General features: G+C 62.7%; 17 protein-coding genes and 1 tRNA gene. 14 read left to right on the forward strand and 4 right to left on the reverse strand.

Translation table 11 applies throughout. The annotated features are described in order from the left end of the window. The first annotated feature begins 45 nt into the window (after positions 1–45). The 3 genes from HRU71_00520 to HRU71_00530 all read left to right on the forward strand — a co-directional run bounded on the left by HRU71_00520 (position 46) and on the right by HRU71_00530 (position 4,982). A complete protein-coding gene (locus HRU71_00520; GenBank protein QOJ02062.1) occupies positions 46–927 on the forward strand; it encodes an adenosylcobinamide-GDP ribazoletransferase in 882 nt (293 codons plus the stop codon). A gap of 84 nt (positions 928–1,011) precedes the next feature. Beyond that, positions 1,012–3,690, forward strand: coding sequence for a ComEC/Rec2 family competence protein (locus tag HRU71_00525; GenBank protein QOJ02063.1), 2,679 nt, complete (start codon positions 1,012–1,014; stop codon positions 3,688–3,690). 98 nt (positions 3,691–3,788) lie between these two features. Further along, entirely contained in the window at positions 3,789–4,982 is a 1,194-nt protein-coding gene (locus HRU71_00530; GenBank protein ID QOJ02064.1) for a hypothetical protein, read from the forward strand. 174 nt (positions 4,983–5,156) lie between these two features. Here the strand turns inward: HRU71_00530 and HRU71_00535 are convergent, their stop codons facing one another. From HRU71_00535 to HRU71_00545, 3 genes are all read right to left on the reverse strand, one after another. Beyond that, the gene (locus tag HRU71_00535) at positions 5,157–5,780 is read right to left on the reverse strand and encodes a hypothetical protein (GenBank protein QOJ02065.1); all 624 of its coding nucleotides are present in this window, start codon (positions 5,778–5,780) and stop codon (positions 5,157–5,159) included. A 131-nt stretch (positions 5,781–5,911) separates the two neighbouring features. Beyond that, complete coding sequence (locus HRU71_00540; protein ID QOJ02066.1) at positions 5,912–6,439, reverse strand: fibronectin type III domain-containing protein; 528 nt, start codon at positions 6,437–6,439, stop codon at positions 5,912–5,914. Between the two features lie 489 nt (positions 6,440–6,928). Beyond that, on the reverse strand, positions 6,929–8,746 hold the full coding sequence (locus tag HRU71_00545) for an SLC13 family permease (protein ID QOJ02067.1): 1,818 nt from the start codon (positions 8,744–8,746) through the stop codon (positions 6,929–6,931). 388 nt (positions 8,747–9,134) lie between these two features. Between HRU71_00545 and purE the strand changes: the two genes are divergently transcribed. The 4 genes from purE to HRU71_00565 all read left to right on the forward strand — a co-directional run bounded on the left by purE (position 9,135) and on the right by HRU71_00565 (position 12,250). After that, on the forward strand, positions 9,135–9,626 hold the full coding sequence (purE, locus tag HRU71_00550) for a 5-(carboxyamino)imidazole ribonucleotide mutase (protein ID QOJ02068.1): 492 nt from the start codon (positions 9,135–9,137) through the stop codon (positions 9,624–9,626). Positions 9,627–9,666: 40 nt separating this feature from the next. Next, the gene (locus tag HRU71_00555) at positions 9,667–10,731 is read left to right on the forward strand and encodes a threonylcarbamoyl-AMP synthase (GenBank protein ID QOJ02069.1); all 1,065 of its coding nucleotides are present in this window, start codon (positions 9,667–9,669) and stop codon (positions 10,729–10,731) included. 125 nt (positions 10,732–10,856) lie between these two features. After that, a tRNA-Ser gene (locus HRU71_00560) sits at positions 10,857–10,945 on the forward strand. Between the two features lie 336 nt (positions 10,946–11,281). Then, positions 11,282–12,250, forward strand: coding sequence for an acyl-CoA desaturase (locus HRU71_00565; GenBank protein ID QOJ04876.1), 969 nt, complete (start codon positions 11,282–11,284; stop codon positions 12,248–12,250). Between the two features lie 229 nt (positions 12,251–12,479). Here the strand turns inward: HRU71_00565 and HRU71_00570 are convergent, their stop codons facing one another. Continuing rightward, on the reverse strand, positions 12,480–13,922 hold the full coding sequence (locus HRU71_00570) for a magnesium chelatase (protein QOJ02070.1): 1,443 nt from the start codon (positions 13,920–13,922) through the stop codon (positions 12,480–12,482). Between the two features lie 78 nt (positions 13,923–14,000). Here HRU71_00570 and nbaC point away from each other — a divergent pair, with 78 nt between their 5' ends. The 7 genes from nbaC to HRU71_00605 all read left to right on the forward strand — a co-directional run bounded on the left by nbaC (position 14,001) and on the right by HRU71_00605 (position 20,024). Continuing rightward, positions 14,001–14,531 (forward strand): 3-hydroxyanthranilate 3,4-dioxygenase, encoded by a 531-nt coding sequence (nbaC, locus tag HRU71_00575; protein ID QOJ02071.1) that lies wholly within the window; start codon positions 14,001–14,003, stop codon positions 14,529–14,531. 12 nt (positions 14,532–14,543) lie between these two features. Then, on the forward strand, positions 14,544–15,593 hold the full coding sequence (locus HRU71_00580) for an amidohydrolase (protein ID QOJ02072.1): 1,050 nt from the start codon (positions 14,544–14,546) through the stop codon (positions 15,591–15,593). A gap of 252 nt (positions 15,594–15,845) precedes the next feature. After that, positions 15,846–16,349, forward strand: coding sequence for a polyketide synthase dehydratase domain-containing protein (locus HRU71_00585; GenBank protein ID QOJ02073.1), 504 nt, complete (start codon positions 15,846–15,848; stop codon positions 16,347–16,349). Positions 16,350–16,378: 29 nt separating this feature from the next. Further along, positions 16,379–16,768: an acyl carrier protein gene (locus tag HRU71_00590; GenBank protein ID QOJ02074.1), complete on the forward strand. Its 390-nt coding sequence runs from the start codon at positions 16,379–16,381 to the stop codon at positions 16,766–16,768. Between the two features lie 5 nt (positions 16,769–16,773). After that, positions 16,774–17,262 (forward strand): beta-hydroxyacyl-ACP dehydratase, encoded by a 489-nt coding sequence (locus HRU71_00595; protein ID QOJ02075.1) that lies wholly within the window; start codon positions 16,774–16,776, stop codon positions 17,260–17,262. A 90-nt stretch (positions 17,263–17,352) separates the two neighbouring features. After that, on the forward strand, positions 17,353–18,705 hold the full coding sequence (locus HRU71_00600) for a beta-ketoacyl-[acyl-carrier-protein] synthase family protein (GenBank protein QOJ02076.1): 1,353 nt from the start codon (positions 17,353–17,355) through the stop codon (positions 18,703–18,705). Then, positions 18,702–20,024, forward strand: coding sequence for a beta-ketoacyl-[acyl-carrier-protein] synthase family protein (locus HRU71_00605; protein QOJ02077.1), 1,323 nt, complete (start codon positions 18,702–18,704; stop codon positions 20,022–20,024). The genes HRU71_00600 and HRU71_00605 overlap by 4 nt, the downstream gene beginning before the upstream one ends. The last annotated feature ends 16 nt before the right edge of the window (positions 20,025–20,040 follow it).

Genomic DNA, 20,040 nt, shown 5'->3' on the forward strand with positions numbered 1-20,040 from the left:
GGCTGTATCTTAAACACGCATCCTTATAACGTATACTGACCCTGCATGGACCAGGTTCTCCCCGCCCCCAAGCACTCTCATGGCCGCGCATGGCGGCATCTCCAGGGACTGCGCGAAGCCCTTGGGCTTCTGACCCCGGTACCTTGCGCGTCCGGCGACATGCGAAGGATTGCGTTGGCCGTGGGCTGGATCGTGCCGATCGGCTTGGCGACCGGAATTCTCTGGGCCGCGATCTTTCGCATCGCGTGGAGGCTGTATGGGGAAACGGCAAACATGCGCGTCCTTCCCGCGCTCGTCATCGTGCTGGTCGAATGCCTGCTCACCGGGCCGTTTCTGGCCTTGGGACTCGCTCGGACGATGCACCTGCTGACCAGCGTCTCGCCGCTGCGAAGTCAGACGCACGACGAAGAGCCGCTTTCGCCGGTTGGTTCGCTGGCCCTGGTGCTTGCGCTCCTGGCGCAATGGGTCTTGCTGGTCAGCGTGCCGAATGCGACACCGTGGTACCCGTCCCAGACCGATTGGCGGCATCAATTCGTCTGGCTCTATCCTGCGCCGATCTATCGGCCACTGGTGTTGGCGCCGATTTGGGGCCGTTGGGCGATTCTGCTGGCGGCGTCGATCGGGCGCGCTGCGCCGCAGGCCGATGGACGCACCACGGCGTTGAGTGAGTCCGTCTCGCCCAGCACGCTGCTCGTTCATCTCATCCTCCCGATGGCGCTGACCTCGCTTTATTGCAGCCGCGATCGGAATTTGTTGACCGGCGTGATCATCGGGCTGTTCGTGTTTGCAATGACGTACATCGTCTCCATCGCCTTTGCGCGGCGCGGCGGCGGGCAGACGCGGCATTCGCTTTTTGCCGCAGCGCAAGTGGCCCAGTTGACGTTTCTCATGCTGTATCGAGCCTTTTGGCCGTTGATCCATGGTTGAGTTGCATCGGAAGATCGCCCGCTCGGCGCGGTGGGTCGTGTTTGATTGATCTTTGCAGTAGTGACCGGCACTCGCCGATCGTTCATGCGTAGTTCAGATATAGACATCATGGCCAAGCCCGCGCTGGTTCGGCCGGCGTCGCCTCCGGCGGGCGATTTGCCATCGGCTCAAAGTTCCAGCGATCGCATCGTTGCAGCGCCTGCGCCGCTCATGTGGCCGGCCGTCTTTGCAATGGTCGGCATCGCGATCGACAACGCCTTGATGATCCCGCTGTGGCTCGCGATCCTTCCGGTGGTGCTCGGCGCGGTTTGGCTGGCTTGGCGGCGCGGCGGCGGGCGTGCCTGGGCGGTTGGTGTTTGCCTCGCGTCGGTTTCGGTTGGCGCGGTGCGTCACGCCTTGAGCGATCGGTGGCTTGCGCAGGATCACCTGGAACATTTCACGCGTGCTGAACCGGTCCTGGCAACGGTGCGAGGCGTCGTGCTCGGCGATCCGATCATTCATGAACCGAATCCGGATACGCCGCGCGCATACGACAGCGGCCCGCGGACGCGGTTCCTGCTGCGGGCCACTGCGATAGAGGGAACCCATGGTGCGTTGGCTGCGTCAGGCGTCGCGATCGTGACGGTTCGCGCGCCCGTCGGATCCATCGACGTGGGCGATGCCGTGCAATTGACCGGCTGGCTGCATCGCATTCTTCCGCCGCGAAACCCCGGTGCCTATGACTGGCGGCTGCACCATCGTCGCGCCGGAGTTCGCGTCGGGTTGTCCTGCGATCACGCGGAGAGCGTTCGCATCGTGACGCGGCGGGCAGTCGGCGGATGGATGCGTTTGCTTCAGGCACTGCGAGATCATCTGCGGGGTTATCTGGTGGACGAGGCGTTCGACGAGGGCGAACCTGAAGCGGGCGTTCTTGAGGCCATGGTGCTGGGGCAGCGTGGGACGGTGCAACGCGCCATCAATGAGGCATTCGTTCGCACCGGAAATTCGCATTTCCTTGCCGCCAGCGGCACAAACGTCGGATGGGTCGCGCTCATCGGCTGGTGGCTGACGACACGCGTCGGAGGAGTCCATTATCGCAAGGCGGCCGTTGTCGTGGCCGCGCTGATTCTGGTTTATGTACTCATCGCCGAGCCGCAACCGTCGATCTGGCGAGCCGGTGTCATTGGGCTGCTCGGATGCTTCAGCGTCTACCGAACCGGCCAGCCCCATGTTCGCAATTGGCTGGCATGCGCCGCGCTGTTGATTCTCCTGTTTGATCCTGCCGCGTTGTTTCGACCGGCGTTTCAGTTGAGCTTCCTGGCGGTGCTGGCGCTCGCGGACATCGAACCGCGCCTCGCACGCGGTGCGGCGATGGCCTGTCTGCTGCTTCGCTGGCCGGTACTGGCCGCTCGGTTCGATCCGCGACGGCGAGTATCAGCACGACCGATCTTGCTCGACCTGGAGGAAGGCCGATCACTGCGGCGCCGCCTGATCGGTGTCTTGCCCGTGCGGCTCGTCACGACCTCTGTCGCCATTTGGCTGGCCGCCGCGCCGCTCGTGCTCTATCAATTCAATATGCTGACGCCGTGGGCCCCGCTGGGAACGCTCGCGCTGTGGGTGCTGGTCGCGCCGCTTACGTGCGTCGGATTTCTGACAGTTGTCGCCGGGCTGGTGATCCCTTCCTCTGCGATGATTTTCGCTCCGCTGTTGGAGTGCGGCACGCGCAGCGTCCTGGGGCTTGTTGGGCTGCTTGAACAACTCCCCGGAACGATGGTGCACGGCCGCAGCCCATCGGTCGCATGGACGCTGTGCGCGTACGGCATCCTTGCATGGTGGGTCTATCGGCCCGGTCGCCTTTCGCATCGACGTTGGCTACCTTGGGCGGCGGTTCTTCTCGTGACCTGGTGGTGGATCCCGCCCCGATGGGTACTGCGCCAACCCGGCGCGCTCTCGGCGTGGTTCCTCGCGGTCGGCGATGGAAGCGCGACCATCCTCGAGCTTCCGGACGGCCGCGTCATCGCATTCGATCTTGGCACGCGTTCGTCCTTTGACGCCGGACCAACGGTTCATGCTTTTCTGGAGAGCCGGGGGATCACCCGTCTCGATGCTGTTTATGTGTCGCACACGGACTTTGATCATTACAGCGGAATCGAAACGCTGCTTCGCCGCATAGCGATCGGTCGGATCGTCATCACCGATCATTTTGAACCCTTCGCGCCGCCGGGGAGTTCGCCGAATCTGTTTCTTGCGTCGGTACGCCGAAGGGGTGTCCCGATCGAGATTGTGACGGGGCACGACACGCTCGAACTGGGGCCTGGGCTGGATGCAAGGCTCCTTTGGCCGCCGCCTCGGAGCGAGCGTCAATTCGCCCGGCCTAACGACACGTCGATGGTGATGAAGCTCACCTGGCAGGGGCGGTCGATTCTGCTCACCGGCGACATCGACTTCATCGCCATGGCAGGGTTGCTATCCGCGTCAAAGCCCGACGCCGGCGATGCGCCGCCGCGCGTCGATTTGTCGGCCGATGTCCTGGCGCTCCCGCATCACGGAAGCGTCGTGGGGAACACCGCCGAATTCATCGCCGCTGTAAACCCGCAAGTGTGCATCCGGTCAACCGGACAGCGCCGGGCTTTCACCACCAGTGGAATCGAGGATCTTTGCGCCGGGCGGGTTTATTTCAGTACGTCCGAGGTCGGTTGTGTTCGCGCGCTGATTCGCGACGGCGCCGTCAAGGCCACGAGCCATCTGGTCGACGTGCCTCGGTCCGCCGTGCCGTATCCATGAATGCGATTCATTCATTATACCGATCGGCCGGCGCTGCATGGCGACGTACGACGCGGGACGGTTGGCCGCGGCGCGCGCTTGGCCCTACGATTCCGCAGGTGAACGCGCCGCTACCCATTTCGCGCCTGACGATTCATCGGCTGGCCATTCCGATGAGGCAATCATTCCGCCACGCGGCAGCGCAGCGCGCGGTAGCCGAGCCGCTGATCGTCGAGCTGGAGCTTGCGAATCGGATCGTGGGCTACGGCGAAACACATCCGCGCGAATACGTCACCGGCGAATCGATGGACGCCGCCGTCGCGGCGATCCGGGATGTCTTTGTACCGCGACTGGTTGAGATGCGACCGGCGAACTTCGGTGAGGCCATCGAGGCGGCCGACAGCTTGCCGTTTAAGGGCGCGTCAGGGCGCGTACTGAATGCGGCGCGGGCGGCGGTGGAGTTGGCGATCCTGGATGCGTATGCGCGAGCGTTTGAGAGATCGTGGGACAGCATCCCGGGCTATCTTGCGGATCAATCGCTGGGTCCGCCGGGCAGTCGCGCAACGGCGCGATTCAGCGGCGTGGTCTCGGGGGAGCGCGCCGACCGCGTGGCACGGTCGATTCGCAAGATGCGCGTGATTCGCCTGCGACACTTCAAGCTCAAGGTCGGCGACGAAGCCGACGACGAACGAGTAAAGAGCGCGACGCGCCTGCTGAATCGCTCGCTCGCCACAGGTCACGCGACTTTGCGCGTCGACGCCAACAGCGCGTGGACCCTCGACGTCGCGCGACAAAAGCTCGCTGCATGGGAGGCGCATCCGATTCTTTGCGTGGAGCAGCCGTTGCCGCGCGGTCGACTGGAGGATTGGGCGACCCTGGCGCGCGAGTCGAACCTGCCGCTGATGGCCGATGAATCGCTGGTCACATTGAACGATGCGGAGCAGTTGATCGCCCATCGCGCCACGACGTGGTTCAACATTCGCATCAGCAAGAACGGCGGCCTGCTGCCGGCGCTGCGCCTGGCTCTGCTGGCGCGGCGGCATCGTGTCCAGTGCCAGCTTGGTTGCATGGTTGGCGAGACGAGCCTGCTTTCGGCGGCGGGGCGGTGGTTCCTGCAATGGACGCCGGAGATCGAGATCGCAGAAGGCAGCTTCGGGCGGTTCCTCTTGCGCGATGATATAACGGACCGGCCGATCCGCTTCGGCTGCGGCGGTGCGTGGACGCCGATGACCGGCCCGGGGGTGGGGGTGAAGGTGAACGCAACGAAGCTGGCGACGCTGGCGTCGCATCCGAAGGACGTGATCGTCTTTTGAGTGTGGCGATTGCGATCGCTCACCAGGCGGCTCCGTTCGAATGGCATGGCCGCGCAGTTGGCTGCCATGCGATTCTACGTTGCAGGAAAAGGTGCGTCCTCGACGCACCACGGGCCAACGTCACGATCCGTGCATCGCATCGTGGCATTGCGATCCGTGCATCGCACCGCAGCCCTACTGCTGAAGTGTGCGATCGCACGTCCCGCGCCCACGTCGAGCGCGCCGAGGCATCAGCAGCACCGCCGGGGCGAGGAGCATCGCGGCGGTGGTTGGCTCGGGGACGTAATTGATGTGAATGACCGGGTTGGGCCATTCCCCGCCGGCAATCTGGAAGCCGGGATTCGCGCCGAAGGCAACAACTCGGCGGGTGTTGAAGGGGGGTTGGACAGCAGGCTCGAAACCACCGAAACCCTCGGAGCCGGCGCGAAGCTGCATCAGCGTGCCGGGTGCGATGCCGGCCTGCGACGTCAAAACGTAACTGTGCAGGTTGTAGATGGTCGGCCCGGCCGGGATCGGGCTTCCGCCCTGCGGCAAACCGACAATGAGCGATGACAGCACGCCGTCGGGGCGGTTCTCAACTGGGGGCAGAAGATGATTGGTAAAGGGCGCCCCCGCCACGCTTGTTTCAGAGAGGCTCAACTGCGTGGCCGCGCCGGCCGGATCGCGAATCCAAAGCGAATAGTTGGTGAACGTGCCGTTGGCGATGAACGCTTGAGTAGTAATTCTCCATTTGCACTCGCCAACGGTGGCGTTGCAGCCGAGGTCGAGGCGCGTATAGGTTGTGCCCTGTTGTTGCACGAAAGCATTTGGAGTCAGTGCCTCTGCAATCTGCCAAACGACGATTTCTGCGCGGATCGCCGTTGGTTGAATTAGGCAAACAGCCACACTCAAAGGGAAAAACCAACGCATGATGCAACTCCCCTGACCAGTTATTCAGTCGTGAACGATCGTACTTCGGAACCCGCCGTATTTTCGCAACTATCTCGGGCAACAACGCGCCAGTGATAAAGTGTGTTGGCCTGCAATCCCGTTGCCTGCCATTGCGTATTCGTCGTTGTTGCGGTCGGGTTTGTCAAGGGAGTGCTTGCGCCTATATAAACAACATAGTCGTCCGTCTCATCGCTTTCATCCCACGTCAGCGTGACGGTGGTCGAGACGCCGGTGGCCTGATTCGCGGGGGAGAGCAGAATCGGCGTGCCGGGGTTGCCGTCGTTCGTTGGAAGGTTATCGGGGAACACGACATTGCTCGGCGAGTTGCCGGTGATGAGCTGCGCGGCACGGAGCGCCTGATCGTAATCATCCAGCGCGGGCTGCAAGATCGGCAACCGACATCCCGCGTTGGCCAGCACATGCGCCTCGACGTCCTGGGCATCGAGAATCGTGTCGCCGCTGGGCATGGGCCACGTCGACGATCGCTCAAGAACGGCTACGGGTCGAAGCGAACTACGACGGTCCATGTGGTTGGGCCTCCTGCGCCCAACGACGCGCCAACGGGACAGTTCTCGCCGCCCGATTGCCCGTATGGGCGGCAAGCCCGCCTCCACAAGATGACAGCAGTATAACACAGTTGCCGAAAGCGTGTCAAGGGAAATTTTCGGACTGTTTGCGGTTTGCCATAAGCCCTGTGCCCGCCGCCGGTAACCGCACGCCACGTAGAAGCAGTGGCCGTGTGCCGGATAGGAGCCGTGAACCGTCAGCCGTATGCCAGAAGCCGTGAGCCAATAGCCGTGAGTCGTAGGCCGTGTGCCAAGTCGTGGCCGTGAGCCGTGGTTCAGACAGTAGCCGTGAACCGTCAGCCGTGAGCAAAGGGCCGCAGGGCAGCGGCCAGTGGTCAGGAGCTAATGGGTATAGAGGACAGCGCCGAGGGGCGTCAGCGATGAAGCGAAGGCAATGTCGAATGGTAAGTAGCCTGTGAGCGGCGGAGGCTGGTCCTGGGGGCGGGTAGATCAAAGGCGATAAATAATCGGCACGAGGATCGCGGTGCCCACGAGCCAGATGAGATTGAGCGGCAGGCCGGCTTTGAGAAAATCGCCGAAACGATATCCGCCGGGTCCGAAGACCATCATGTGGGTCTGGTAGCCGATGGGTGACGCGAAGGCGCACGAGGCGGCAATCGCAACGGTCACGGCAAACGGGTGCGGGTCGACGCCGAAACGATGCGCCGTTTGCAGCGCGATGGGAAAGACCAGTGCGGCCGCGGCGTTGTTGGTGAGGATTTCCGTGAGAACGGCCGCCATCAGATAGATCACAACGATCGCGCCGGTTGGCCCCCATTTAGAGAGGAGCGGCATCATGGCGTCGACGATTCCGTTGGCCGCGCCGGTTTTTTCCATGGCGATGGCGAGTCCGAACGAGGCGGCGATGACGAGCAGGACATCCCACTGCATAGAGCGTCGGGCCGCAGCAACCGGGATGCACCGCAGGAAGACGAGCAGCACCGCCGCGCCGAGTGCGATCAAAACACGCCCACGGTCCAGCCTCGCCACAAGGGAATTCGGATCCGCGTTGTCGCCCAGTATGTCCGGCAAGGCCATCGTGACGATCATGGCGATCAGAATAACCAGGGCGAAGACGGCCTTGTCGTGGCGCACCGGCTGATCGGGGCCGACTTCACTGATGAGGTAGAAGTCGGGGTTGTTGCGGTGCGCTCGGACAAAGCCGGATCGCGTCTGAAGCAGGAGCGTATCGCCCGCGCGAAGCACGATGTCACCGATCTTGCCAGTCAGGCGCGCGCCGTTGCGATGAACGGCGATGATGGCCGCGTCGTAGATCGTGCGGAAGTTCGCCTCGCGGATGCCGCGTCCGACCATGGGCGAGGACGCGCTCACAACGGCCTCGCACAGATGGCGAAGTGGACGCCGTGCGGCGTCGGCGGGGGTGTTCGGCGCGGGAACGAGGCCCTTGATTTTCTGTAAATCGACAATTGTACCAACCACGCCGACGAAGACGAGGCGGTCGCCGGCACGGAGAATTTCATGCGGGCCGACGGGCGAGACGATATCGTCACCCCGCGTGATGTCCACGAGAAACAGTCCGGGCAGATGGCGCAGCCCGGCCTGCTCGATGGAACGACCGATGAGCGGGCAACTGGCTTCAACGAGCATTTCAACGGTGTACTCGCGTCGTTCTTCGCCGAGTTGTTCAAGGAGCTCGCGGCGGCGCGGCAGGAGCCAATTGGCCCCGCCAAGCAGGTACAGCAACGTGATGATGGTGATGGGCACGCCGACGGCCGAAAGCTCGAAGAAGCCCAGCCCCTTCATGCCGGCGTCCAGCATCAGCCCGTGGATGACGAGGTTGGTGCTCGTGCCGATGAGGGTGCAGACGCCGCCGGCGATGGTGGCGTAGGAGAGGGGGATGAGCACGCGCGACGGGGGAATGCGAAACTTGCGGCACCAGTCCATGGTCAGCGGCAGCGCCATGGCGACGATCGTCGTGTTGTTCAGCCAGGCCGACATGAAGGCGACGGGCGCGGTGAGGCGCAGGATGCTTCCGCGCTCGGATCGGGGTGGCTTGAAAATCAACCGCGCGGCGCTGTCGAGCGCACCGGTGTCGCGCATGGCCGACGCCACGACGAAGAGCGCGGCGACGGTGAGCATGCCGGGGTTGGCGAATCCGCTGACGGCCTCCTGGGGCGTGATGATGCCTGCCAGGGCAAGCACGACAACGCCGGAGAGGAAGAAGACATCGGCGAGGTGCGGCTTTCGCGCGAGCGCGATCAGCAGGAACGCAATGACCCCGAGGGTGAACCAGGCTTGGGTGGACATCGTGCGGTCGGCTCCGCGAACGGATCCGGATCGACCCGGCCAAGCACGCTACAGCGACGGGAACAGCGGCGGGCCGGCGCCTGGGGATCGCGTGAGGAATAGTAAGCCCATGAGGAAGGCAATGGCAGTGAGTATGGGAATGAGCCAGATGTTCCGCTCGACGCGGGTCCAGTGAATAAAATCCTGCAGCAGCGTGGGCCTGCCGTTCATAAGGTTCGGCTCCCGTGGCGATTCGATGATCGATTTCGGCGTGCGCGCCGGCCAGATGGTATCGGCGGCAGGAGGGGGGCGAACTTGAACGATTCAAGTGCTCCGTGATTAGTTGAATGCGGCGACGCAACGAGTTACCATGCGTGCTTTGTTATCCGACCGAAAGGAGCAATTCAATATGCCTGCGCAAGTTGCAATCGTCATGGGGTCCAGGTCGGATTGGGACACAATGTCCCATGCCGCAGAAACGCTGAAGTCGTTCGGCATCGGTTGCGAATGCCGAGTCCTCTCGGCGCATCGCACGCCCGACGCCTTGTTTGAGTTCGTTTCGGGCGCTCCGGCTAGAGGCGTGGAAGTGTTTATCGCAGCGGCCGGCGGCGCAGCGCACCTGGCGGGCGTGGTGGCTGCGAAAACGCTGCTGCCCGTCCTGGGAGTGCCGATCGAGTCCAAGTCGCTTCAGGGGCTGGACTCGCTGCTGTCGATGGTGCAGATGCCGGCGGGGATCCCGGTTGCCACGCTGGCCATCGGCAAGCCCGGAGCGATCAATGCGGCGCTGTACGCCGTGGCGATCCTCGCGCTGAAACAGCCGGCGCTGCGCGAGGCACTGGATCGCTATCGCAAGGAGCAGGCGCAGAAGATCCTGGCCAATCCCGATCCGTCGAAGGGTTGACCGCACGCCGTAAAAGTGGGTGGTCACAGGCGGGCGATTCGTGAAAACAAGACTTCTGTCTGTAAGTCCCGATTCGCCCGAGCCGGCGGTCTTGCGCGAGGCGGCCGATGTTCTCCGCGCCGGGGGACTGGTTGCCTTTCCGACTGAAACGGTCTACGGTCTCGGGGCCGACGCGCTCAACGCCGAAGCAGTCCGTCGGATCTACGAGGCCAAAGGGCGGCCATCGCGCAATCCGGTCATCGTGCACGTCCGGTCCATGGAACAGGCGCGCGAGCTGGCAGCGCACTGGTCTCCGGTGGTCGAGGCGCTCGCCGAGCGCTACTGGCCGGGGCCGATTACCTTCGTCGTGAAAAAGCACTCGTGCGTACCGGACATCGTGACCGCCGGCCGAGACACGGTGGCACTACGCTGTCCGAGCCATGCCGTTGCAATGGCACTCCTGAAGACGGCTGGTTGCCCGATCGCCGCGCCCAGTGCAAACCTCTCCGAGCAGCTTTCACCGACCACGGCGCAGCACGTGCTCCAATCGCTGGACGGTCGGATTGACCTGGTCCTCGACGGCGGTCCGGCGCAGGTGGGGCTGGAGTCCACAATCGTTGATATGACGACGCAGCCGCCGAGGTTGCTGCGCCCGGGGGCGATCACGGTTGATGCGTTGTGCGACGCATGCGGTCCGATCACAATCGGAGCGGCGTCGATCGCGGACAATGAAGCGTTTTCCTCACCCGGCCAAATGGCTCGTCATTATGCGCCGCGTACGCGCCTGATTTGTTGTGAGGGAGCAGCGGCCGGTGCGATGGTCGAGGCGGAAGTGCAGGCGGGCCGGCGTGTCGGGTGGTTACGCTGGACAGAGGAGCGTTCCGTCGCGGCGACGGCGAAAGGCAACTCCATCGCGGCGGTGATGGATATGCCGGCTGACGCGGCATCGTATGCCGCTCGGCTCTACGCGGCGTTGCACGAGCTGGACGCGGCCCGGTTGGATCTGATCGTTGCGACGCTGCCGCCCGATTCGGAAATCTGGCGGGCCGTACGCGATCGGCTCCTCCGCGCAGCCGGTACGGCCTCGCCGTCAACGCCTGCTGTTAACAATGTGCGCGAAAATTGAGGCACCGAGCATGGAGCATCGCCGGGTTGATCGTCGCGGGTTGCAATCGAGCACGGGCGGCATAGAATGAAAAACCACACGGGGCGGCACCGAAGCGGGTCGCCTTGGGCGAAATCGCCCGCACCGGAGAGGTGGCTGAGTGGCTTAAAGCAACGGTTTGCTAAATCGTCGTACGGGTAACACTGTACCGGGGGTTCGAATCCCCCCCTCTCCGTTCGATGCGCTGTCGCACGCAGCATCGCGCATTTCCGCGCACCCTTTTTTCCGATATCGCTTTAGACATAGCCGTTGCGGCGAATCGGATGTCGGGCTATCATCCTCCCGGTAGTACCTGCTTCCCGCCGATCACGCCGCGCGACTCGACTTCCGTTCTCGCGCTTGCCTGCGATGATTCCGATGCGAGACGCATACAAGGATGACCGTCTTGCAAACCACGCAACGAACCGATCCGGCGTACCTTGAACACGATCACGGCAACAACGATCAAATCAACGATTTGACACACGCTCCTCAAAGACCCAAGCCTGGGTTCCTCCCGATCCTCCCAGACATGTTGCGCGACGAAGTCGGCGGGCCGGTCGAACACGGCCATGCCCCCGGCGCGCTCGAATCCATCCCGGAACTCTCTCGCGCGCCCGTCCTCTCGCTGCCGGTGCGCATCACCAATCTCATCGCCATCATTCTTCCATTCGCAGGGCTGATCACCGCCGTCGCGCTCATGTGGGGCAGGGGGTTTGACTGGCTGCACATGGGTCTTTTTGTCGGCATGTACGGCATGACCGGCCTGGGAATCACCATCGGCTTCCACCGGCTTTTTACGCACCGCGCATTCGAAACCACGCGGCTGATCAAACTGATGCTCGCCGTGCTGGGCTGCATGGCGGTGCAGGGGCCGGTCCTTCGCTGGGTCGCGACGCACCGCCGACACCATCAGCACAGCGACGAACACGAAGACCCGCACTCGCCGAACCTGCACGGCAACGGCTTCATCGGCCTCGTCAAGGGGATGTGGCACGCCCACATGGGCTGGATGTTCAAACCCGACTCGCCGAACCTGCTCAACTACGTGAACGACCTCGTGAAGGACGGCCTCGTTCGGCGCGTGAGCATTCTGTTTCCGCTGTGGGTCGTCGTCGGGATGGCCATTCCCGCCGTTCTGGGCGGGGTGATTTCGCAATCGTGGACCGGAGCGCTGCTGGGGTTTATCTGGGGCGGACTCGTGCGCGTCTTTTTCGTGCATCACGTGACGTGGAGCATCAATTCCGTGTGCCATATTTGGGGCACGCGCCCGTTCCGCAGTCACGATGAAAGCCGCAACAACTTCATCTTCGGCATCCTCGGTTGGGGTGAAGGCTGGCACAACAATCACCACGCCTTCCCCACGTCGGCGCGCCACGGACTGCGCTGGTGGGAGTTCGACATGAGCTACGTCATCATCCGCACGCTCGCGGCCCTAGGCCTCGCCTGGAACGTCCGTGTTCCGTCCGCCGAGTCGATGGCGCTGAAGATGCAGACCTGATCCGAGCTGGGCCGTCGAGGTGTTCGTCCGAGCCGAATCAATCACGTCCCGGTATGTTTTCTCGCGGGATAACCGTTCAAACTGCCCACGTCGTCATTTCGCAAACGACGTGTCGAACCCCATCGTGCCGTGAATCTCGCGCTCGTTCCGCCGCATCACCGCGGCGTCTCGGACCAACGAATCGGTCGGATGGCGCACACAGATCGGAAAATCCCGGCAAACTCCGCGCCTACATCTTGAACACGATCCTTCCATGCTTGGTCGAGCGCGAAATCTTCTCGTGCGCGTGCAATCCCGCCAAGACAAATTCCACGCAACTGGCGCGCATGGCGGCGTCTTGTGACGGGTTGATCTCGAATGCCTTTTCCCAGACCGGCGGGACGCGTTGCAACCGTTCGACGTAATCGGCCGACGGCAGCAGGTCACCCACTTCGATGGTCACGCCCTTGCCGAAGATGTCGGCGATCTCATCGAAGCCGTGTTTGTCGCAGTATTCGTCAAACACTTTCTTGACAGCCGCGACAACGACGGCGTCGATGACCTGTTCCTCGCTCATCTGGTGGCTGCTCATGGGGTCGAGTTCGAGTTTGCCCATGGCGGACGCGGCGAGGTGGCCCAGATCGCTGATGCGAGGAACGGCGTGGGGCTCGCGCAGAACGGCGGCGCGGCGGCGGGCACTGGCGATCATGGTGCGATAGTTGGCGATGGAGAAGCGGGCGCTGACGCCGGATTGCGTATCGACAAAGGGCGACTTGCGAGCTTCGAGGGTGATCTGCTCGCAGATTTCCTTCATGAACAGGGGCACGCGAACTTCGGGCCGCAGCGCGTGGGCGGGGCGATCATTTTCGCCCTCCTTGAGCGGGATTCCCGCCTCCTGCTCCATGATCGCGATGCCGATTTCGCGCTCGCGCGGGTAGTGCGTGCGGATCAGTGAGCCGATGCGATCCTTCAGCTGCGGGATGACTTTGCCGCTGCGGTTGTAGGTCGATGGATTGGCGGAGAAGAGAATCGCGATATCGAGATCGAACCGCACCGGATAGCCGCGAATCTGCACGTCGCGCTCTTCGAGAATGTTGAAGAGTCCGACTTGTACGAGTTCGTCCAGCTCCGGCACTTCGTTCATCGCGAAGATGCCACGATTCATGCGCGGGATCAGCCCGAAGTGCAATGCTTCCTCGGCGCTCATGCTTGTCCCCGCCGCCAGCCGCGCCGGATCGATCTCACCGATCACGTCGGCGAACTTCGTGCCTGGTGCGAGCCGCTCGGCATAGCGATGCTCACGCGGCCACCACGCGATCGGCGTGCGGTCGCCTTCGGCTTCGAGCAGACGGCGTCCCTCGCGCGTGATGGGCTTCATCGGATCGTCGTGCAACTCGGTGCCGGCGATGTAGGGCACGACCGGGTCGAGCAAGCGGACCAGCCCGCGCATGAGACGGCTCTTGGCCTGCCCTTTCTCGCCGAGAAAGAGCATGTCGTGCTGGGCAAGGACGGCGAGGCAGATTTCGGGAATGACGGTGTCGTCGTAACCGAGGATTCCGGGGAAGATCGTCTCGCGGGCGGCAAGCAGCCGCAGCAGGTTGTCGTGCATCTCTTGCTTGATGGTGCGAGATCGCCAGCCGGCGGCTTTGAGTTCGCCGAGAGTCCGTGGGAGTGATTCCGCAGGTTGGGCCATGATGGTACTATTGTAAGGCGCTGGCAGGGCGTCAGCATTGGCCGAGCGATCAATGAACGATTTTGCAGGAGTCCACCCATGCCCGTGAGCCCGCCGATTGATTTAAACGCGTGGATCGAACAGCACCGAGCCGATTTCAAGCCGCCGGTGGCGAACAAGTACCTGTATGACGGCCGCGACTTTTTCGTGATGGTCATCGTCGGGCCGAACGCGCGGAACGACTTTCACATCGTTGATTCCGAGGAATACTTCTACCAGCTCAAGGGCGACGTGAAGGTGCGATTGATCGAGGGAGGCAAAATCGTCGAGCATGTGATCCACGAGGGCGAAACGTTCTTTATTCCGCCGAACGTGCCCCATTCGCCGCAGCGGCCTCCCAACACCGTCGGCGTGGTTGTGGAGCGTCGCCGCCCGCCGGGGGAGAAAGAGCACGTTGTCTTTTATTGCGAAGGCTGCCACAACGTGGTGGAAGACATTCATTTTGATTGCGCGGACATCGTGCAGCACTTCGCGCAGGCGATGAAAGACTTCTGGGCCGACGACAAACGGCGAACGTGCAAACACTGTGGCAAGAAGGTGGAGAAGCCGGAGCCGATGCAGGCGCTTTGACGCGGCGGACTGATGCCACTCGATCGAATCGACATCCACACTCACATTCTCCCGCGCGAATGGGAGGACTTCGACGCGAAGTTTGGCTACGGCGGCTTCATTCGGCTCGATCATTACAAACCCTGCTGCGCGAAGATGATGCAGGGGCATCGCGTCTTTCGCGAAATCACCGACAATTGCTGGGATCCCGTGCGGCGGATCGAGGAGTGTGATCGCGCCGGTGTGACGATGCAGGTGTTGTCAACCGTGCCGGTGATGTTCAGCTATTGGGCCAAACCGGCGGATGCGTTGATGGTTTCACGCGTGCTGAACGATCACATCGCCGCCGTCGTGCGCGATCATCCGACGCGATTTGCCGGGCTGGGCACTGTGCCGTTGCAGGATCCCGATCTGGCCTGTCGTGAGTTGGAACGGTGCATGAAAGACCTGGGATTGCGCGGTGTGCAGATCGGCACGCATATCGACGCAAATCGCTTTACAAATCGCGCCGACATCTGGAACCTCGACGAGCCAGCCATCGAGGTGTTCTGGGCTGCCGCCGAGAAACTCGGCGCCGCCGTTTTCGTACACCCCTGGGACATGATGGGCAAGGACCGCATGCCGCGCTACTGGCTGCCCTGGCTGGTCGCCATGCCGGCGGAGACGTCGCTGGCGATCTGCTCGGTTATTTTCGGTGGCGTTCTGGATCGCTACCCACGTCTGCGCATCGCCTTTGCACATGGCGGCGGGGCGTTCCCGTCGAGCATCGGCCGAATCGAACACGGGCACCGCGTGCGGCCTGATCTTTGCGCGGTGAATTGCCCGGCCTCGCCGCGCGAGTATTTGAGAAAACCAGACGGCACCCCCGCGCGATTCTATGTGGACTCCCTCGTCCACGATCCGGTCATGCTGCGATATCTGATTGATCTCTTCGGGCCTTCGCGGATCGCGCTGGGTTCGGATTATCCCTTTCCGCTGGGTGAGTCCCGGCCAGGAGAGCTGATTTTGTCCATGGCGGATCTGTCCTCCGAATGGCAGCAGCAACTCCTTAACAAAACTGCCCGAGAGTTCCTTCGGTTGTAGCTTCAAGCGCTCGCGGACCAGCGTGCTCTGCATGCCGGAATCGAATGTTCGTAACTTCAATGAAGGCAACATATTACAACATGGCTTCGCAAAAATAAACGCTAGATTGCCGCCAAGTCCAACTTGCAAACCATCCGCATATCCACTAAAAGGGCACGATTCAGGAAACTCCGGACGGGCTGGCTGCTCCAAAGGTGGGCAGGCAAGGCGCCTATGACCGGGCGGCGAGTTAGCGGAGTCGTCGAGGAGTCGATGAAGTTCGTTCTGATCGACCGCATCGTGAGTTTGGAGCTTCCCTCGAGGATCGTCACGTCCAAATCGCTGACGCTGGCCGAGGAGTATCTGGCCGACCATTTTCCGACGTTTCCGGTGATGCCGGGCGTGATGATGCTGGAGGCGATGGTTCAATCGGCGGCTTGGCTGGTGCGGGCGGGCAGTGCGTTTCGCCACAGCGTGGTGGCGCTGGAAGAGGCGAGGAATATCAATTACAAGAGTTTCGTATCACCCGGGCGCACGCTGGAAGTGACGGCGGAGTTGGCCGAGGCGGGCGACAACTGGAGTGAGTTCAGGGCCTTCGGTCGCAGTGGCGCCGAAGAGATGGTCAAGGCAAGGTTTCGATTGCGGCATTACAACCTGGCGGATGCGAACCCCGCCATGGCTGACGTGGACGCCCGACTGATATCCGATGCGAAGAAGACCTTCGCGTTGTTGGGCGGTCCGGGCGCGATGAAGTCGGCGGCCGCGTTGAACGTGTAACGGTCAAGTCCGCAGGGAGGACGCTTGGTATGGCAATGAGTCGTGATGAGGTGTTCAGCAAGGTCAAGGATGTATTGGTCGATGCGCTGGGCGTGGATGACGATGAGATCAAGGAAGACGCCACGCTCACGGGCGACCTCGGCGCCGAATCGATCGATTTCCTGGATATCGTTTTTCGCCTGGAGAAGACCTTCTCGATCAAGATTCCGCGCGGGGAGCTGTTTCCGGATGACATTCTTCAGAACCCGGAATACGTCGAGGGCGGCAAGATGACGGCCAAGGGGCTGGACACGCTCAAGAAGGCGATGCCGCACGCCGACTTTTCCGGCTTCGAGAAGGACCCCGACGTCGCCAAGATGCCGAATCTCTTTACAGTCAAGACTATTGTCAATTATGTGACCAACAAGATGGCGGCCTAGGTTCCGTGCGCTGGATCTGGATCGACAAATTCGTGGAGTTCGAGTCGGGCGTTCGTGCGGTTGCGATCAAGAACGTCAGCCTGGCCGAGGAGCACCTGCACGATCACTGGGCGGCCTACCCGGTCATGCCCGCCAGCCTGATGGTCGAGGGAATGGCCCAGACAGCCGGCATCCTCGTGGGCGAAGCGCGTGATTTCAAGGAAAAGGTCATTCTCGCCAAAGTCAAGCGTGCCCGGTTCTCGCGGGAAGTGCGCCCGGGCGAACAGCTCCGCTACGATGCAACGATTGAGCAGGTCTCGCACGAGGCCGCCAGCACGGTTGGCCGGGTGTTCGCCGATGGCGTCGAGATCGGGCAGGTGGATATTGTTTTCTCCCATATTGACAACAACCTTAGTGGGTTGCAGTTCCCCGAAGAGAATTTCGTGTTCACCGACGATTTCAAGTCGCTCCTTCGCACCTACAATGTCAGCCGAGGGGCGTCCTGCAAGGCATAAGCCGCTCCATGAACGGGCGCGGCGCAGCGCCTGCGGCGAGGCCTTCGGCGGACGGCAGTTACTACGCGGCCAAGCGAGGAATTGACAGCTATGTCCAGCAAACGCGTCGTTATCACCGGCCTGGGGGTGGTCAGCCCGCTGGGCATCGGCATCGAGCCGACGTTTGAGGCCCTGGTCGAAAAGCGGTGCGGCGTTGGGCGCATCACCGCATTTGACCCGGCAAGGTTTACCTCGCAAATCGCCGGCGAAGTGCGCGAGCTGCGCGTCGCAGACGCCATTCCCAAGGGCTACCGCAAGGCGGCGAAGGTCATGGCCCGCGACATCGAATTGGCCGTGGTCGCGGCCTATCACGCGGTCAAGGACGCCGGCCTCAAGACGAAATGCATGGCTGAACGGGGCGAAGGCGAAGGGCTTGCAACGGTCGATCACACGCGCTTCGGCGCGAACATCGGTGCGGGTCTCATCTGTGCCGACCTGACGGAACTGGCTGGCGCGCTGGCGACGTCCGCCGAGCGCCCGGGCGCATCAAGCGATCGCGGCTTTTCGCTCAAGAAGTGGGGCGCCGAGGGGATGAACAACCTTACCCCTTTGTGGCTGCTTAAGTTCCTCCCGAACATGCTGGCCTGTCACGTGACGATTGTTCACGATTGCCAGGGGCCGTCCAATACAATCACCTGCGGCGAGGCCAGTTCGCACCTCGCGATCGGCGAAGCGTATCGCACAATTCAGCGCGGCACGGCCGACATCTGCATCTGCGGCGGTGCCGAGAGCAAGCTCAATCCGATGGGGCTGATGCGCCAGTCGCTGTTGAACCGGCTCGTGACGGACTCGAATGATTCGCCGGCGACGGCCTGTCGCCCCTTTGACACGTCGCGCAAGGGCACGGTCATCAGCGAGGGCGGAGGCTTGCTTATCCTCGAAGAGCTGGAACACGCAAAAAAACGCGGCGCGAAGATATACGCGGAACTGATCGGATTCGGCGCGGCAACCAATGCGAGCCACTGGCTGACGCCTCAAGCCGACGGCCGCGCGATCGCGATTGCGATGCGCAAGGCGCTTGCGGACGCCGGCGCGACGCCGGAGCAAGTGGGCCTTGTGAATACGCCCGGCATTGGTACAACGGCGCACGATGCCTCGGAAGCGGCCGCGATTCACGCGGTCCTCGGTGATCGCGCCAAATCGGTGCCGGTGCTGGCGACAAAAGGATCGATTGGCAATAACGGCGCCGGCAGCGGCGCGATTGATCTGGCGGTGGCCATCATGGCGTTGAAGCGCGGTGTGATTCCGCCATCGCTGAACACCGCGAAGGTTGATCCGGCGTGCAATCTGAACGTGGTGCGGGGTGATCCGACCGATTGCCGTGCGGACCTCGTGCTGTCGGCCGCGGCGGCGCTGTCCGGCGGGCAGACGGCGGCCTTGGCGATCCGGAGGTATCAGGAATGAGCGCGAGCGGTAAGCGAAATCGAGCGGATAAGCGCGTGGTCATCACCGGCATGGGTTGGATCACACCGCTCGGGCACGACATCGAGACGGCTTGGGCGCGAATTCTGAAGGGCGAAAGCGGCATCGCGCCGACGACCATCTTCGATGCGTCGACGTTCCCGACGCAGTTTTCGGCGGAGGTGAAGAACTTCGACCTCGAGAAGTTTCTCGGCGCCGACTACGAGCACCACAAGACCGTCAGCCGACAAGCGGGCTTCGCCTTGGCCGCGGCGAAGATGGCGTGGGAATCGGCCGGTCTGCAAAATACTCCGTCGATCGACAAGACGCAGATCGGCGTTTATCTCGGCGGCGGCGAGGGACCGATGGACTTTGACAACTTCACCGCGGCCGCCGTCGATGGTTGGGATTATGCAAAGAATGATCTGGATGCCCAACGCTGGGCCGAAGTCGCTTACAAGCGGCTAAGTGAAATCGTGGAGGCCGAGCAGGATCCCAACATGGCCGCAGGGCACATCGCGCAACTCTTCGGAGTGGAAGGCCCGAATTTCAACACCCTGACGGCCTGTGCCGCCAGCACGCAAGCCATCGGCGAGGCGACCAACCTGATCCGCCGCGGCGATGCGAAGATCATGATCTCCGGCGGGTGTCACAGCATGATTCACCCGTTCGGCGTCACCGGCTTCAACCGCCTCACCGCGCTCTCGACGCGAAACGACTCGTGCATCACCGCGTCGCGCCCGTTTGATCGCACGCGCGACGGCTTCGTTCTCGGTGAGGGCGCGGGCATGCTCATTCTCGAAGAACTGGAGCACGCCAAGGCGCGCGGGGCGCGGATCTTTTGCGAGGTGGTCGGCTTCGGTTCGACCGCCGACGCGTTTCGCATCACGGACATTCACGAGGACGGCCGCGGAGGGATCGCCGCCATGCGCGGCGCGATGGCCGACGCCGGATTGAGCCTGACTGACATCCATTACATATCGGCCCACGGCACGGGCACGAGCGAGAACGACAAGATCGAAACGCTCGCCATCAAGGGCGTCTTCGGCGAACACGCGAAGAAGGTCCCCGTCAGCAGCGTGAAATCAATGCTCGGTCACCTGATCGCCGCGGCCGGCGCGTGCGAACTCATCACCTGCGTGCTCGCAATTCGCGATCAAGTTCTGCCGCCGACGATGAACTACGAGACGCCCGATCCCGAGTGCGATCTCGACTATGTGCCGAACGCCCCGCGCAAGACGACCGTGCGCACGTGCCTAAGCAACTCCTTCGGCTTCGGGGGGCAGAACGATACGCTGGCGGTCTCGGCCTACGAGGCCTGATCAGGCCACGCAACGC

The sequence above is a fragment of the Planctomycetia bacterium genome (assembly GCA_015200345.1).
Classification (GTDB): Bacteria; Planctomycetota; Phycisphaerae; order UBA1845; family UTPLA1; genus PLA3.

What these genes read in the sequence shown, in the direction of transcription:
- HRU71_00520 (QOJ02062.1), top strand. Translation starts at nt 46, where the DNA reads ATGGACCAGGTTCTCCCCGCCCCCAAGCACTCTCATGGCCGCGCATGG.
- HRU71_00525 (QOJ02063.1), top strand. Translation starts at nt 1,012, where the DNA reads ATGCGTAGTTCAGATATAGACATCATGGCCAAGCCCGCGCTGGTTCGG.
- HRU71_00540 (QOJ02066.1), bottom strand. Translation starts at nt 6,439, where the DNA reads ATGGACCGTCGTAGTTCGCTTCGACCCGTAGCCGTTCTTGAGCGATCG.
- HRU71_00545 (QOJ02067.1), bottom strand. Translation starts at nt 8,746, where the DNA reads ATGTCCACCCAAGCCTGGTTCACCCTCGGGGTCATTGCGTTCCTGCTG.
- purE (QOJ02068.1), top strand. Translation starts at nt 9,135, where the DNA reads ATGCCTGCGCAAGTTGCAATCGTCATGGGGTCCAGGTCGGATTGGGAC.
- HRU71_00565 (QOJ04876.1), top strand. Translation starts at nt 11,282, where the DNA reads ATGTTGCGCGACGAAGTCGGCGGGCCGGTCGAACACGGCCATGCCCCC.
- HRU71_00570 (QOJ02070.1), bottom strand. Translation starts at nt 13,922, where the DNA reads ATGGCCCAACCTGCGGAATCACTCCCACGGACTCTCGGCGAACTCAAA.
- nbaC (QOJ02071.1), top strand. Translation starts at nt 14,001, where the DNA reads ATGCCCGTGAGCCCGCCGATTGATTTAAACGCGTGGATCGAACAGCAC.
- HRU71_00580 (QOJ02072.1), top strand. Translation starts at nt 14,544, where the DNA reads ATGCCACTCGATCGAATCGACATCCACACTCACATTCTCCCGCGCGAA.
- HRU71_00585 (QOJ02073.1), top strand. Translation starts at nt 15,846, where the DNA reads ATGAAGTTCGTTCTGATCGACCGCATCGTGAGTTTGGAGCTTCCCTCG.
- HRU71_00590 (QOJ02074.1), top strand. Translation starts at nt 16,379, where the DNA reads ATGGCAATGAGTCGTGATGAGGTGTTCAGCAAGGTCAAGGATGTATTG.
- HRU71_00600 (QOJ02076.1), top strand. Translation starts at nt 17,353, where the DNA reads ATGTCCAGCAAACGCGTCGTTATCACCGGCCTGGGGGTGGTCAGCCCG.
- HRU71_00605 (QOJ02077.1), top strand. Translation starts at nt 18,702, where the DNA reads ATGAGCGCGAGCGGTAAGCGAAATCGAGCGGATAAGCGCGTGGTCATC.